Genomic DNA, 14,203 nt, shown 5'->3' on the forward strand with positions numbered 1-14,203 from the left:
AGACGGAAAGCACGGCAAGGGCAGCGGGCACGGGGAGACCTCGAAGAACGTACGGGCAGGCGGGGACCGCTGCCCGGGACACGGACAAGAGCGAGGGGAACGACTGAACGGCCGCGGCGACGATGCTCCTGGGCATCGGCCGACGGCCCGACCGTTCGGGGTATCACCCCGAGATGTCGTCGTCGCCCGCCATGTCTGGTCTCCTCGAATCCGGTACGGTGTATGGCCGGTTGCCCCTGTGGGCGGCCTACACCGGGCGAGCCTAACAGCCCCGGCACACGAGAGACCGTTCCACGGCGACGGGCGGGTCCCGCCCCCGCGCCTGGCCCGCCCGCTTCCCTTTCCGTCCCGGCTTGCCGGGCGCCTCCGCGCGCACGCGGCACGCATCCCGACGTACTTCAGTACCCCGCTTCCCGAGGACCGATGAAGGAGACCCGGACATGACAGCCCCCTACGCGCCGAACGACCCCTACGACCACGGCATGCTCGACACCGGCGACGGCAATCTCGTCTACTGGGAGACCTGCGGGAACCCCGACGGCAAACCCGCCCTTGTCGTCCACGGCGGCCCCGGTTCGGGCTGCCCGGCCGGACTGCGCGGCTACTTCGACCCCGCGTACTACCGGACCGTCCTGTTCGACCAGCGCGGATGCGGCCGCAGCACCCCCCATGCCGCCGACCCCACCACCGACCTGACCCACAACACCACGGAGCATCTGATCGCCGACATGGAACGGCTGCGCCGTCACCTGGGCATCGACAAGTGGCTGCTGTACGGCGGCTCCTGGGGCTCCACGCTCATCCTGGCGTACGCCGAACGCCACCCGGAACGGGTCTCGGAGATCGTGATCGCCTCCGTCACCACCACTCGCCGCAGTGAGATCGACTGGCTCTACCGGGGTTCAGGCCGCTTCTTCCCCGAGGCGTGGCAGCGATTCAGGGACGGGGTCCCCGAGGCCGGGCAGGACGGCGACCTCGTCGCCGCGTACGCCCGCCGGGTGAACAGCCCCGACCCGGAGGTACGGGCCAAGGCCACGGCCGACTGGTGCGCCTGGGAGGACGCCGTCCTGTCCGGCGAACCCAACGGCGCACCCGATCCGTACAGCGGCAGGCCGCCCCGGGCCAGGCTGGGCCTGGTGAGGATCTGCTCGCACTACTTCGCCCATGGTGCCTGGCTGGAGGAAGGGCAGCTGATCCGCGAGGCGGGGCGGCTGGCCGGCATTCCCGGCGTCCTGATCCACGGCCGCCTCGACATCAGCGGCCCCCTCGGCACAGCCTGGGACCTCGCCCGTGCCTGGCCCGACGCGGAACTCGTGGTCATCGAGGACGCCGGGCACAAGGGCAGCGTCGCCATGGACGCCGCGCTGCTCACGGCACTCGACGGATTCGCCCGGCGGTAGGCCGCCCGGACGCCCCGCCCCGGCATCAGCGGTCGGCGCGTCGCTCCAGGAACGCCGCGACCACCGACGTGAACCGGTCCGCGTCGTCGACCCACGGGCTGTGACCGGCTCCCGGCTGCACCGCGAGCACCCCGTGGGGGAACAGCCCGGCGGCCTCGGCGACCGCTTTCGGCGGGCTGTTCAGATCGAACTCCCCGGCCAGCAGCAGGACGGGGGCGTCGAGAGCGGTGAGTGCCGCACGGGTGGCCGGGGGCGCGAAGGCGCCGTCGGCCCCGAAGTTCGCGACGGCCTGCGTGTTGACCGGGCGGCCCGCCGCACGGTGCTGCCGTGCGGCCTCGTCCCACCGGCCGCAGAAGAACGGGTCGACGGCCGCCCAGTCGCCACCGGTGCCCGCCATGACCGCCTCCAGGGCGGCGAACGCCGAAGGGAACCACGGCTCGTCCCTCCGCAGCCGCGCCAGTGCGCGCCGGTCCTCGGCGGTGACCGTGATACTCAACGCCCGGGCACCGGGGGTGACCAGGACGAGCCGGCCGACGTTCTCCGGGCGGCGCGCCGCGTACCGCGTCACGACATCCGCCCCGGCCGAGTGGCCGAGCAGATCGACCGTCGCCAGGCCGAGATGGACACGGAGTGCCTCGACGTCCTCGGCGAGACGGTCGCACCGGTAGGAGGAGACGTCCTCGGGCGGCGCCGACCGCCCCGTCCCTCGCAGGTCCAGGACGATCAGCCGGCGGTGCGCCGACAGCCCGCCGAGATCACCGAGGTAGCGGGAGTCGGCCGGGCCGCCGGGTACGCAGACGAGCGGAGCGCCGTCCCCGAGCACACGGTAGGCGAGCAGGGTTCCGTCGGACGCGCGAAATGTTGGCATGACACGGACCCTGACAGTTATAACCACGTTGTACAACCTGGTTATGGTGGGGCGGGGAAGCGGAGGGAGAGGGGCAGGCCATGACGGACGGAGAAAGGCACCGGACCGGCGGGGAGCACGCCGACGACCGGGCCGGAGGCCGGATCGGGAAACCGATGGGGGGACAGTCCGGGGGACTGACCGAGGAACAGGCCGGGCTGATGCTCGCCGGGATGAACGAGGCCGTCCGCGCGGGCGAGGAGGCACGTCGGCAGCGCACCGCCTTGATCGCGCTGCTGACCGGTCTGGGCTGGACGCAGGAACGGATCGCCCGCCTCGCGGACATGAGCCAGCCCGCAGTCTCCAAACACGTGGCGAAATCCCGGGCGGACGGCCCGAGTTCCCCGATGGACCTCTCCCCGGAGCAGAGCGACGCCCCCTGGCTCGAAGGACGGCTGTGGGCCCTGGCCGAGACGGTTTCGGACATCCTCGGAGGCGCCGCCCGCTGCACCCGGCACACCGAGGCACTCGCCCGCGGCAGGAAGCACTTCACCCCCGAAACCGTCGACGAGCTGCGCCGACTCGTCGAGGAGGACCTGCGCCTGCACCGCGACGCACTCCCCGCCGTATTCCGGGATGTGTACGACCGCATCGGCCGCGCCCTGGACGTCCCACCGAAGACGGCCCCGGTCCCGGCCGCCGCCCAGCCCTCCGTACGCCGTGCGCTCGCCCACCGTATCCAGCGGGACCTGCTCGCGGGTACGGCCTGAACCCTTCCCGGCGGCCCGGTGCGGGGCGGGAAGGGTTCGGACCGTGCCCGCCCGTGGGGGCGGCGGTGGTTACCGCGTTGCGGCGGCCTTGAAGGCGCGACGGGCCCAGACATAGCCGATGAGGGTGAGAGCCAGGCACCAGGTGAGGGCGACGGCCGCGCTGGAGCCGATCTCGGTGCCGAGCCACAGGCCGCGCAGGGTTTCGATGACCGGGGTGAAGGGCTGGTGGTCGGCGAACCAGCGCAGTCCGGAGGGCATGGAGTCGGTCGGCACGATGGCGCTGCCGAGGAACGGCAGGAACGTGATCGGCATCGGGATGTTGCTGGCGGTCTCCACGGTCTTGGCGGCCAGGCCGATGGCGGCGGAGAGCCAGGTGAGCGCGGTGGTGAGCAGGGTGAGCAGGCCGATGGCGGCGAGCCATTCGACGGGGGTCGCGTCGGGGCGGAAGCCCAGGAGGAGGGCGACACCGATGACCAGGGCGATGCTGGCCATCGTCTGGATCACACCGCCCACGACATGACCGGTGAGGAAGGACGCCTGGGAGATCGGCATGGTGCGGAAGCGGCTGACGATGCCTTCGGTCTTGTCGACGCAGACGCTGACCGCGGCGGTCAGGGAGCCGGAGGTGGCGGCCATCAGGATGATGCCGGGCGCCACGTAGTCGATGTAGGAGCCGCTGCCGGTGGGCAGTTGGCTGATGCCGTCGCCGAGGGCGTTGCCGAAGGCGTAGTTGAACAGCAGCAGCATCATGAGGGGCATGATGACGACGGTGAGCGTCAGGGCCGGGTAGCGCAGGGCCTTCTTGAGGCTGCGCCGCAGCATCGTCCGTGAGTCCCGGACGGCGTAGGACAGGGTGGCCATCAGACGTTCTCCTTCGACGGCACGGGAACGGCGGTGGTGGTCGCGGGTCCGTCCACGGGGCGGGGACGGCCGGTGAGGGTCAGGAAGACGTCGTCCAGGTCAGGAGTGTGGACGGTGAGGGACTCGGCCGGAACGCCAGTGGCTTCCAGGGCATCCAGGACGGCCCGCAGGCCGGTCACGGAGCCGTCGCCGGGGATCCGCAGGGTGAGGGACTCCTCGTCGCGGGCGGCGGTGCTGAAGATGGCCGCGGCGGCCTCCAGGTCCCGGATCCCGGCGAACCGCACCTGGATGTGGCCGCCGGGGACGAGCCGCTTCAGCTCGTCGGCGGTGCCCTCGGCGATCAGTCTGCCGTGGTCCAGTACCGCGATGCGGTCGGCGAGCTGATCGGCCTCCTCCAGGTACTGGGTGGTCAGGAAGACGGTCACGCCCTCGTCCTTGACCAGGCTGTGGATGATGTCCCACATGGTGCGTCGGCTGCGGGGGTCGAGTCCGGTCGTGGGTTCGTCGAGGAAGATGACCTGCGGATCACCGACCAGCGTCATCGCCAGGTCGAGCTTGCGGCGCATGCCGCCGGAGAAGGTGGCGGCGGTCCTGCCCGCCGCGTCGGACAGTTCGAAGCGGCGCAGCAGTTCCGTGGCCCGCCGCCTGCCCTCGGGCCGGGCCAGGTGGTACAGGTCGGCCATCAGGAGCAGGTTCTCCTCGGCGGTCAGCAGGTTGTCGACGGCCGAGAACTGGCCGGTGACGCCGATCGAGGAACGTACGCCCTCGGCGTCCCGGGCCAGGTCGTGGCCGACTATGCGGGCCGTGCCCGCGTCGGGGCGCAGCAGGGTGGAGAGGATCTCCACGGTGGTGGTCTTGCCGGCACCGTTGGGCCCGAGCAGCGCGAAGACGGAGCCTTCGGCGATGTCCAGGTCGATGCCGTCCAGTACGACTTTGTCGCCGTAGGACTTGCGCAGTCCGGTGGCGCTGATCGCCGGGGACTTTGCGGTCGCCGTGGTCGGCGCGGATGTCTGGGCAGCGGTCATGCCGCTCTCCTTCCGGGAGGGGCGGGACGAGCAGGACGGGCGGAACAGGCAGTGCGGGTGGTGCTGCTGGAACAGGTGGCGCGGTAGGGCTGTTGGGGCGGGTCAGGCGCGGCGGACGACGATGTTGCCGACCGAGGTCCGCGCGTGGACCTCGGCGGTCTCGTCGCTGCCCGAGGGGCCGGAGGAGGCGCTGAGCGAGCTGTGCACCGTTCCGTACTTCGCGTTCAGGTCCAGCCAGGCGGCGGTGCCGTCGTGGATGCCGATGTCGAGGTCGCCAACGGTGGCGTGCAGTTCGATCCGGCCGCGGACCACGTCGCCGACGGTGATGCGGCCGTTGGCGGTCGTGGCGTCGACACCGGCGCGGGCGGTGCCGATCTCGATCCGGCCGTTCGCGGACTTCGCGGTGACCGTGCCGTGCGCGGTGCCCACGGAGATGTCGCCGTTGGCGGCCTGGCACTTCAGGGCACCGGTGACCTCGTCGATCCCGGTGGCACCGTTGCTGTTCTTCACGGTCGCCGAGCCGGTGACCGTACCGATCTCGATGCGACCCGAGCCGGTGATCTCGATGTCCCCGGACGAGCGGGTGAGGCGGATGTCGCCGTGATCGGTCCTGAGGGCGGCACCCGCCGCCTCGTCGGCCCGGATGTCGCCGAGCGAGGTGCGCAGCGTGACGTTCCCGAGCGGGCCCGCGCAGACGAAGTCGCCCATGCCGGAGGTGCCCTGGACCTCGGACCCCGAGGGAAGCTCGACGGTCACCTCGATGGCACCGGGCTTCCCGAACAAGGACCGCCTTCTCGGAGTCCGCACGGTGAGGCGGCCGTCCTCGCAGGTGACCCGGGTCTGCTGCACGGCGCGTACGTCGTTGTCGTCGGACCCGTCGCGCGGCAGCACCTCCACGACCGTGTCGGTGCGCTGGCCGGCGGTGATGCGGGCGGTGCCGACCTCCAGCTCGAAGGCGGCGAGGATCGGTTCGGGGGTGTCGAAAGAAGGCATGGCTGTCCCGTCCTATTGGCGTGTGCCGGTGAACCCGCAGGTGGGGCGGGTGAGGTGTGGTCGCGTCGGTGGACCGTTGATCCGTCTGTGCGGAGCTGGGAGAGGTGGGGGAGGAAGCGGTGGCCGGTGCGTGCGATCGCAAGGCGGAGGATCGTCCCCGTACTGGGCGTACGGGGATGACTCCGACAACGCGGCGAGCGTGCGGGCCGGGCGCCGCACGGCAGACGGCAGTTTGAAGACAGGGCCTAGCGGACCCAGCCGGTGAAGCCTCGTCCGCCCGGGGTGGTGGAGCGGGCGGCCGGGCCGGTGTTCCCGGCACCGTCGAGCGCGAGCGAAACGGCGCGTACGAGCCAGGCGTTGACCGACAGGCCCTCCGCCGCCGCGGCACCCTCGGCGCGGCTCTTGAGATGGGCGGGCAGCCGGAAGTTGATCCGCGCCATCGCACCGTCGTCGGTGTCCGCGGGCGACAGGGGCGGTACGGGGGTGGTGGCTGCCGCGACCGGTTCCCCCGCTTCCTGGAGCGGTTCGGGCGCGGGCGGCTGCGTCACGACGAACTCGGGGTCGATCCCGCGCAGCCGCACGTCGACCGAACCGGGCGCCAGCTCCCGGGTGACCTCGCCCATGGCCGCGGACAGCGCGTTGAGCAGGGTCAGCCGGGCGGCGGACTCCAGCGGGGCGGTGAGCCGCTCGGCCAGGGCGCGGGCTTCGTCGCCGCCGGCATCCGCTGCCACGGCAAGTTCTCGGCGGAGGTTGTCCACGTAGGGCGTGAGGTCCATGACGCCATGATGGCACATGGATGGCGCCATGGCGAGTCAATGTGGTGCCTCGGTGGCGCCTATGTCGATGACCTGCGGTTTCTTGGCTCTCCCGAATTCGTCTGGCACCCTGTGGCGCATGCTGGCGTCACCGTGGCGACTGCATGGCGCCATCTGGTGTCACGTGTGTGCCATGGTGCGGGTGTGGTGGTGTCGCGGGTGGTGCGGTGTGCCCCGGATCAGGCGGCGGCCCAGGGGACGCGGCAGACGTGGGCCGTGTCCGCCGGGCACAGGGCGCCGGTGACCGCCTTGCGGACCGCCCGCCAGGTCCGCAGGGAGCACGCCATGCGGACGCGCAGTTCGACCGGCTCCCGGGCGCCGCTGTCCAGGCAGGGGTTCTCCCAGGCCCACTGCTCGGCCAGGAGGTCGTACGCCTCGGCGGTCGTCAGCTCACTGCCCGGCAGCGTGCGCAGCACCGCGATCTCGTGGCCCCGCACGGCCCGGGAGGCCATGGCCTCGTCGACAAGCCCCCGGACCCAGGCCAGTCCCTGTGCGTCCGCGTAGAGGCCGAATCGCATCACGCGTGTTCTCATCGTCGCGCTCCTCCCGTTCCTGGTCTTCGCGGTCCCGCCGGTCCGCCGGTCCGCCTGTCCACCGCCCTGTGGTCGTGCTGCGCGGGCGTCCGTCTCCGCCCCCGCGTCCGTGGCGTGAAGCGGCCGCCGACATGGCGCGAGGGCCGTAGGGTCCTCGTCCATGACCGACTTCGCTCCTCCCTCCTCCTCGTACCTGGCGACCACGGCGGACGCCTACGGCGCCGTCGCCTCCCTCTACGCCGACCTCGTCCAGGACTCGCTGGCCACGCTGCCGCTGGACCGTTCGTTCCTGACCGTGTTCGCCGAGCTCGTGACGGCCGCGGGCGGCGGGCCCGTCGCCGAGCTGGGGTGCGGTCCCGGATACCTCACCGCGCATCTGCGGGACCTGGGGCTGGACGCGTTCGGCGTGGACCTGTCGCCGACGATGATCGGACTCGCCCGCGAGACATACCGTGACCTGCGGTTCGAGGTCGGTTCGATGCAGGCCCTCGACCTGCCCTCCGGTGAGCTGGCCGGGATCGCTTCCTGGTACTCGGTCATTCACACTCCGCCGGGCGAACTTCCGCCCTACTTCGCCGAGTTCCAACGGCTCCTCGCGCCCGGCGGCCATCTCCTGCTCGCGTTCTTCGAATCGGAGGGCGGGCCGGTCACCGCGTTCGACCACAAGGTGACGACAGCCTATCGGTGGCCGGTCGACGGCCTCGCGGACATGGCCCGCGAGGCCGGGTTCACCGAGGTCGGCCGGATGCTGCGAGAGCCGTGCGAGGGCGAACGGTTCCGCCGCGGCCACCTGCTGATGCGCCGCGCCTACGGCGAGGGGAACGAGAAGTAGAGCGCGTCGCTGTAGAAGGAGGCGAAGTGCTGCTCCCAGTCGTCCCGGACGGAGGCCAGCCACGCCTCGTCCCGACCGGACACCGCCGCCTCGGCGCGGGCCACCGCGTCGGGTATGTCGTGGGCGACCAGGGATCCCACCGCCGCCTCGGGATCCTCGTCGTTGAGGGAGACCATCTCCCCGGTCTCCAGCACGAAGAACCGGTCCCGCTGCTTGTCCAGGTGAGCCGTGGTCCGGGCGACGCACTCGGCGAAGCCGCCGTCGTCCTCAAGACCCTGCCCGACCACGCGCAGGAGGCCGAGGAGCAGGTCGGCACCGCCGTCGAAGTCGGCGGCGATGCCGATCCGCGGGTTCCAGATCATGGAAGGGACCACGGACGTCCCGCGGCCGACGAGCAGTTGGTGCGCCAGCGGAATGCTCCAGTTGTGCTCGGAGACGCAGCGGATCCTCTGCGGGACCGCGTCCGCGGTGGGCGGTGTGTTCGTGGAGTAGAGATAAGAGCGGTTGGCCATGGCGGCGACTCTAGCCCCGGGCTCTGACATCGATACCCGTAGCGGGTCCGGTGGTCGTGGCTCAGGATCTGGCCGACGTCAGCGCTTCATGAGTACGGCCGTCCCGTCCCGGTGCGCCACTGTGTGTTTCCGGGGCGGGACGGCCATGCCGGGCCGTGTACCGGAGTGTTCAGTCCACTGGGACGAGGGTGAGGTAGGCCATGCCGAGCACGCCCCGGTAGCCGCGCAGCCAACTCTCCCGGTGCCGGTCGGCACGTTCGCGGGTCTCCTGGGCCAGCGGGTGGTGGGGGTGGGCGGCCAGCCACTCCTCCACGTCCGCGCGGTAGCCGGACTCGAAGTGCTCCCACTCGTCGTCGCCGGCCGTCTCGATCCAGGCGGGGCGGAACCCGGCGGACACCGCGAGATCGGCGATCCCGGCCAGGTCGTGGTACTCGTCGGCGCGCGCGTCCGGCCACATGACGGCCAACTCGGCGCTGGTGGGGGAGCGTTGCCAGAATCCTTCGGCCAGCAGGACCCGGCCCCCCGGTCGGACGCATCGGCGCAGGGCGGCGAGGGCTTCGGCGGTGTGGGGCGGGGCGGACGCGTCGCTGAATGCGTGGCTGGCGCCCAGGCACAGGACGAGGTCGGCGGGCTCGTACTCGGCCTCGGTGGCGGACTTCTCGATGAACTCCACCCGGCTCTCCAGCCCGCGGGCCCTGGCGTTCGCCCGTCCTCGGGCGAGGTCCTCGGCGTTGAGGTCGATCCCCACCCCGCTCGCCCCCGGCACCGCGTCGAGAACGCGGAGCATGAGCTCTCCCCAGCCGCACCCGATGTCCAGCACCCGTGCGGGGGAGGCCCGGGCGAGTCGGCTGACGATCTGTTCGGCCCTAGCCTCGGAGAGGGGCCCGCAGAAGGTGAGTCGGGTCAGGCGGGGTGGGGTGTCGGTTCCGGTCATGCGGAGCATGTTAGGTGTGTCCGGCGGGCGACCCCGTCCGGCAGGCGCGCCCTGGCGCCGTCGGTCCGGCCGGTGGCACCGATCCCGGTCCGCCCCGCGCGGCGGCCCGTCCTGTTGTCCGGCGCCGACGGTGCTATTCGTGATCGGCTGCGGACAGGGCCTCGGTGACCATACGGGTGGCGAAGTCGTGGTCGTCGGTGAGGCGGTTGATGTGCTCCGCGAGCAGCAGAGCGGTGGCCTCCAGCGCGGTCAGCTCGTCCGGGGCCCAGTCACCGTACTGTTTGCGCCACAGGGTCGGGCTCAGCCCGATTCCGGCCGAGATGACCAGACCGGCCATGGTGGGGATGACTTCGGGGCGGACGCTCCTGGTCATCATGCGCATCGAGCCCACGAGGCTGGGCACCACGTACTCGATGACGTCCCTGTCGTGCGCCTCGTAGGTCTGGCGGAGCCACTGCATGAACACGTAGACGAGCGTGCATGCCCCGTCCACCACCTCGAAGGCTTCCTCGGGCTCCATCGACGCGGTGAACTGGTCGGTCAGTCTCTGCTGCTCGGAGTCCGTCCCGGTGGGGCCGTCGTAGATGGACTTGAGCCGGGAGTCGATCGCCAGGATCGCTACGCCCACGTCGCCGACGGGGGCGTACTTGGGGTCGCAGGGTGATGACACAGGAATCCTCCTAGGAGACCGTGGGCAACGCGCCGTGTACGTACGGTAGCTGCTGGGAGGGTGCATGCAGTACGGATCCCGCCGAAGTGGGCGGCCGTTCGCACCGCTCCGGGCCGGGGTGGCCGCCCGGCGCGGTGGATCCCCGTGCCTGTCCCGGACCGGTGGGGCGCGCTCACGTCCTGGCGCTGCCCGGGCTGGTGCGGAATCGCATCCGGTACTCCGTCGGAGTCGTGCCGAGCTTGCGCCGGAACGCCCGTACGAGGGTGTCGGTGGTGTTGAACCCGAAGGCGGACGCGATCCGTTCGAGGGTGTCGTCGGTGGACTCCAGGCGGCTGCGGGCCCGTTCGACCCGGACCGACTCGATGTAGGAGCTGGGGGTGGTCCCCAGCTCGGACTTGAAGATGCGGGTGAGCTGCCGCTCGCCGACATGTGCGTACGCGGCGAGGTCCGCGACGGTGAGCCGCTCACCGATCCGGTCCATGATGTGGTGGCGCAGGTCCTCGATGCGCCGGGTCGTGGACGGTGGCTCCAGCGGAACGCTGAACTGGCTCTGCCCGCTCGGCCGCTTCAGGTACATCACGAGCTGCCGGGCCACGCGCAGCGCGGCGGCCTCGCCGAAGTCCTCGGAGACCAGGGCGAGCGACAGGTCGAGGCAGGAACTGATGCCCGCGCCGGTCCACACCTCGCCCTCGCGGATGAAGATCGGGTCGGCGTCGACCCGTACCCGGGGGTGCTCCTCCGCGAGCTGCCGGGCGGTCGACCAGTGGGTTGTGGCCCGCTTTCCGTCCAGCAGTCCGGCGGCGGCGAGGATGTGCGCCCCGACGCAGACCGACGCGATCCGCCGGGACGCTGCGGCCAGTTCCCGTACCCGCGTGACCACGGCCGGGTCGGTGAGGGCGCGGACCCGGCCGTCGGCATCGGTCTCGACCGAGCCGGGCACCAGCAGGGTGTCGATGCTCCGGCCCGCCACATCCCCGAAGGTCGCGTCGGGCAGGACCCGCACCCCGGCGGAGGTGGTGACGGGGTCCTTGGTCTCGGCGGCGAGGAGAACGGTGTAGCCCGCCGCGTCGTTCCGGTCGCGTCGGTGGAGGGCGAACACTTCGGGCGGTCCGGTGATGTCGAGGAGGTCGACGCCGTCGAACAGGACGATGACGACGAGTCGTTCGGTGGTGTTCATGGGGTCTCCGTGGTGCTCGGGTGCCGTCGGTGTCCGGGCCGATCCGCGATGTCGGTTTCTGCATGCTAGACGGCATTGCCGACACGTGCGGGTGGTCGTAGCGTTCCTTGCGTATCCCTGGAACACGACCTGAGGCGGATCTTTCATGGCCACGAAGACATTGCGTGAGCTCACCGGTCTCGACGAGACCCCCGCGAAGCTCGCGGAGTCGACCTTGATCCTGGTGGACTATCAGAACACCTATACCAGTGGGGAGTTGGAACTGCAGGGGTGGCAGGACGCGCTCGGCGCCGCGGCCGAGCTCCTGGCACGGGCCAGGGAGGTGGGAGCGGAGGTGATTCACGTCGTCCACGACGGCGGGGAGGGGAGCCTGTACGACGTCGAGGCGTGGAGCGGCGGGATTCATCCCGATGTGGCGCCGGCGGAGGGTGAGCGGGTCGTGCGGAAGAAGGCTCCGGATTCCTTTGTCGGCACGGACCTGGGCGACCATGTGGACGCCGCCGGGCACCAGGATGTCGTCGTCATCGGATTCATGACCCACATGTGCGTGACGTTCACCGCGCAGGGGGCGTTCCTGCGCGGTAACCGTCCTACCGTGGTGGCCAATGCCTGCGCGTCGCGTGCGTTGTCGGCGTTGGATGCGGAGTTGGGCGCCGACCAGGTCCACAGCAGCGGGCTTGCTGTGATTCGTGACCTCTACGGTGTTGTGGTGGCGAGTGGCGACTCCCTGGGCTGATCTGCCGGGGTCCGGGCAGGCGTGTGTGCGGGGCGGCGGTGGTCTGGTTCCCGGGCCGTCCGCCGGCCCGCGGGCTGTGATCCCTGTGAGTCCGGCTGGTCGTGGGGGTCAGGGGGTGACGATGGGGAAGTTCTGGTCGCCGGGGTCGAGGAGTGCGGCGAGACGGGTCAGCGCGGAGAGGTCGCCCTCGGCCCGGATTCCTCTGTTCTCCAGTTCTCGCGGGTCGAGCCCTTGCCCGGCGAGGGTGGCCAGTGAGGCGGCTGTGGCGAAGAGGGTGACGTCCGGGGCGGATTTCTGGGGGGCTGTGGTGTGGGTGAGGACTCCGTTGGACAGGCGCAGGTGGTAGCGGTCGCGGGTGTCGGTGAGGTGGATGTCGATGGTGATGTGCTCGTGCCAGGCTCTGGGGCCGTCGATCTGGATGGCGAGCGCGTCGAACAGCATCGGTGGGGTGAGGTTGGCGACGATGTCGGGTGACGCCGCGAGGGTCGGAGTGCCGAACCGCCCTTCGCGCAGTTCGGTGGCGCCGCAGAGGTAGAAGTTGCGCCAGGTTCCGTTCTCCGCCCCGTAGCCGAGCTGTTCGAAGGTGTCGGCGAGCAGTTCCACGGCAGCGGTGTGTCCGGGTTCGGCGAAGACCACGTGGCTGAGTACCTCGGCCGTCCAGCGGAAGTCGCCCGCGTCGAACGAGCCGCGTGCCTTGTCGACCACGGTGTCCGCGCCGCCCATGAACGCGACGTAGCGCTGTGCCGCCTCGGTCGGGGGGTGCTGCCACAGATGGGCGGGGTTGCCGTCGAACCAGCCCATGTAGCGCTGGTAGACGGCCTTGAGGTTGTGGCTGACCGAGCCGTAGTAGCCGCGCGCGTGCCAGGCGTTCTCCAGGGCGGGCGGCAGCTGGAGGTGCTCGGCGATCTCGGCGCCCGTCCAGCCCTTGTTGATCAGGCGCAGCGACTGGTCGTGGAGGTAGCCGTACAGGTCGCGCTGGGTCTCCAGGAACGTCGCGGCCCTTTCCCGGCCCCAGACCGGCCAGTGGTGTGAGGCGAACACGACATCGGTCGCGTCGCCGAACAGGCCGATCGTCTCGGTGAGCGCCTTCGACCAGGCGTTGGGGTCGCGGACGACGGCCCCGCGCAGGGTGAGGAGGTTGTGCAGGGTGTGGGTGGCGTCCTCGGCCGCGCACAGGGCCCTGGAGGCGGGGAAGTGGATGAGGAGTTCGGCCGGCGCCTCGGTGTCGGGGGCCATCTGGAAGACCATCCGAACTCCGTCGACGGTCTCCTCCTGCCCGGTCGTGGTGACGGACAGGGTCGGGGGGATGAGGGTGACGGTTCCCGTGGACGTCGTCTGGCCCAGACCGGCCCCCACCTGCCCCCGAGCCCCGCGCGCCAGCGCCGCCCCGTACATGTAGGCGGCGCGCCGGGCCATGGCGGTGCCCGCGTACACGTTCTCGGCGACCGCGTGCTCGGTGAACCCCTCCGGCGCGATCACCGGGACCCGTCCCGCGTCCACGTCCTCCTGCGTGGTGACTCCCCTCACCCCGCCGAAATGGTCGACGTGCGAGTGGGTGTAGACGACTGCGGTCACAGCGCGTTCGCCACGGTGTTCGCGGTACAGGGCCAGTGCGGCGGCGGCGGTCTCGGTCGAGATCAGCGGGTCGATGACGATCACGCCGGTGTCGCCCTCGACGAACGTGATGTTCGACAGATCAAGGCCGCGTACCTGGTAGATGCCCTCGACGACCTCGAACAGTCCCTGCTCGGCGACTAGCCGGGACTGGCGCCACAGGCTCGGGTTCACCGTGTCGGGGGCCTCGCCGTCCAGGAAGGCGTACGTGTCACCGTCCCATACCGCCGTGCCGTCCGTCGTGGTGACGGCCCCCGGCACCCGTCGCGCGATCAGTCCGCGCGCGGCGTCCTCGAAGTCCTGCGTGTCGCCGAAGGGGAGGCTCTCCAGCAGTTCCTTGTGCCGGCGGACGACGGACGGGTGCGGGGGCTTCGGCGCGTGCGTGGGAACCGGTGTGTGTGTCATACGGAGAGGATTGTCCGGTTTCCCATGAAACGCTCCGAGGCTCGCCCGGCCTGCGGCAACCCTCACCCGCCCCCCGCAC

Annotated in this window: 15 protein-coding genes; 4 read left to right on the forward strand and 11 right to left on the reverse strand. The window is 71.0% G+C overall.

Annotation, left to right across the window (positions count from 1 at the left end):
- The first annotated feature begins 440 nt into the window (after positions 1-440).
- The gene (pip, locus tag ACIQGQ_RS30035) at positions 441-1,400 is read left to right on the forward strand and encodes a prolyl aminopeptidase (RefSeq protein WP_402401505.1); all 960 of its coding nucleotides are present in this window, start codon (positions 441-443) and stop codon (positions 1,398-1,400) included.
- Between the two features lie 25 nt (positions 1,401-1,425).
- Here the strand turns inward: pip and ACIQGQ_RS30040 are convergent, their stop codons facing one another.
- Positions 1,426-2,268, reverse strand: coding sequence for an alpha/beta fold hydrolase (locus ACIQGQ_RS30040; RefSeq protein WP_402401508.1), 843 nt, complete (start codon positions 2,266-2,268; stop codon positions 1,426-1,428).
- Between the two features lie 80 nt (positions 2,269-2,348).
- On the opposite strand from ACIQGQ_RS30040, the gene ACIQGQ_RS30045 reads away from it, so the two are divergent.
- Complete coding sequence (locus ACIQGQ_RS30045) at positions 2,349-3,017, forward strand: sigma-70 family RNA polymerase sigma factor (protein WP_402401511.1); 669 nt, start codon at positions 2,349-2,351, stop codon at positions 3,015-3,017.
- A gap of 69 nt (positions 3,018-3,086) precedes the next feature.
- Here the strand turns inward: ACIQGQ_RS30045 and ACIQGQ_RS30050 are convergent, their stop codons facing one another.
- From ACIQGQ_RS30050 to ACIQGQ_RS30070, 5 genes are all read right to left on the reverse strand, one after another.
- Positions 3,087-3,878: an ABC transporter permease gene (locus ACIQGQ_RS30050; RefSeq protein ID WP_402401514.1), complete on the reverse strand. Its 792-nt coding sequence runs from the start codon at positions 3,876-3,878 to the stop codon at positions 3,087-3,089.
- Positions 3,878-4,903, reverse strand: a complete 1,026-nt coding sequence (locus tag ACIQGQ_RS30055) for an ATP-binding cassette domain-containing protein (RefSeq protein WP_402401517.1) — start codon at positions 4,901-4,903, stop codon at positions 3,878-3,880. Before ACIQGQ_RS30055 ends, ACIQGQ_RS30050 begins: the two co-directional genes overlap by 1 nt.
- Positions 4,904-5,005: 102 nt before the next feature.
- Entirely contained in the window at positions 5,006-5,896 is an 891-nt protein-coding gene (locus ACIQGQ_RS30060; RefSeq protein WP_402401520.1) for a DUF4097 family beta strand repeat-containing protein, read from the reverse strand.
- A 245-nt stretch (positions 5,897-6,141) separates the two neighbouring features.
- Positions 6,142-6,672: a hypothetical protein gene (locus ACIQGQ_RS30065; protein ID WP_402401522.1), complete on the reverse strand. Its 531-nt coding sequence runs from the start codon at positions 6,670-6,672 to the stop codon at positions 6,142-6,144.
- Positions 6,673-6,890: 218 nt separating this feature from the next.
- Positions 6,891-7,244, reverse strand: a complete 354-nt coding sequence (locus ACIQGQ_RS30070; protein WP_402401524.1) for a hypothetical protein — start codon at positions 7,242-7,244, stop codon at positions 6,891-6,893.
- Positions 7,245-7,404: 160 nt separating this feature from the next.
- Between ACIQGQ_RS30070 and ACIQGQ_RS30075 the strand changes: the two genes are divergently transcribed.
- Positions 7,405-8,076, forward strand: a complete 672-nt coding sequence (locus tag ACIQGQ_RS30075; RefSeq protein WP_402401527.1) for a class I SAM-dependent DNA methyltransferase — start codon at positions 7,405-7,407, stop codon at positions 8,074-8,076.
- On the opposite strand, the gene ACIQGQ_RS30080 is transcribed toward ACIQGQ_RS30075, so the two are convergent.
- The 4 genes from ACIQGQ_RS30080 to ACIQGQ_RS30095 all read right to left on the reverse strand — a co-directional run bounded on the left by ACIQGQ_RS30080 (position 8,052) and on the right by ACIQGQ_RS30095 (position 11,369).
- A complete protein-coding gene (locus tag ACIQGQ_RS30080; RefSeq protein WP_402401529.1) occupies positions 8,052-8,588 on the reverse strand; it encodes a hypothetical protein in 537 nt (178 codons plus the stop codon). The genes ACIQGQ_RS30075 and ACIQGQ_RS30080 overlap by 25 nt on opposite strands.
- A gap of 169 nt (positions 8,589-8,757) precedes the next feature.
- The gene (locus tag ACIQGQ_RS30085) at positions 8,758-9,522 is read right to left on the reverse strand and encodes an SAM-dependent methyltransferase (RefSeq protein WP_402401531.1); all 765 of its coding nucleotides are present in this window, start codon (positions 9,520-9,522) and stop codon (positions 8,758-8,760) included.
- A gap of 133 nt (positions 9,523-9,655) precedes the next feature.
- On the reverse strand, positions 9,656-10,192 hold the full coding sequence (locus ACIQGQ_RS30090) for a hypothetical protein (RefSeq protein ID WP_352279945.1): 537 nt from the start codon (positions 10,190-10,192) through the stop codon (positions 9,656-9,658).
- 172 nt (positions 10,193-10,364) lie between these two features.
- Entirely contained in the window at positions 10,365-11,369 is a 1,005-nt protein-coding gene (locus ACIQGQ_RS30095) for a GlxA family transcriptional regulator (RefSeq protein ID WP_402401535.1), read from the reverse strand.
- A 145-nt stretch (positions 11,370-11,514) separates the two neighbouring features.
- Here ACIQGQ_RS30095 and ACIQGQ_RS30100 point away from each other — a divergent pair, with 145 nt between their 5' ends.
- A complete protein-coding gene (locus ACIQGQ_RS30100; protein WP_402401537.1) occupies positions 11,515-12,105 on the forward strand; it encodes an isochorismatase family protein in 591 nt (196 codons plus the stop codon).
- 108 nt (positions 12,106-12,213) lie between these two features.
- Here the strand turns inward: ACIQGQ_RS30100 and ACIQGQ_RS30105 are convergent, their stop codons facing one another.
- Positions 12,214-14,124 carry an alkyl/aryl-sulfatase gene (locus tag ACIQGQ_RS30105; protein ID WP_402401540.1) on the reverse strand — a complete coding sequence of 637 codons (1,911 nt, stop codon included), beginning with the start codon at positions 14,122-14,124 and terminating at the stop codon, positions 12,214-12,216.
- Positions 14,125-14,203 lie beyond the last annotated feature (79 nt).

It is taken from the genome of Streptomyces sp. NPDC092952, from assembly GCF_044754785.1.
Classification (GTDB): domain Bacteria; phylum Actinomycetota; class Actinomycetes; order Streptomycetales; family Streptomycetaceae; genus Streptomyces.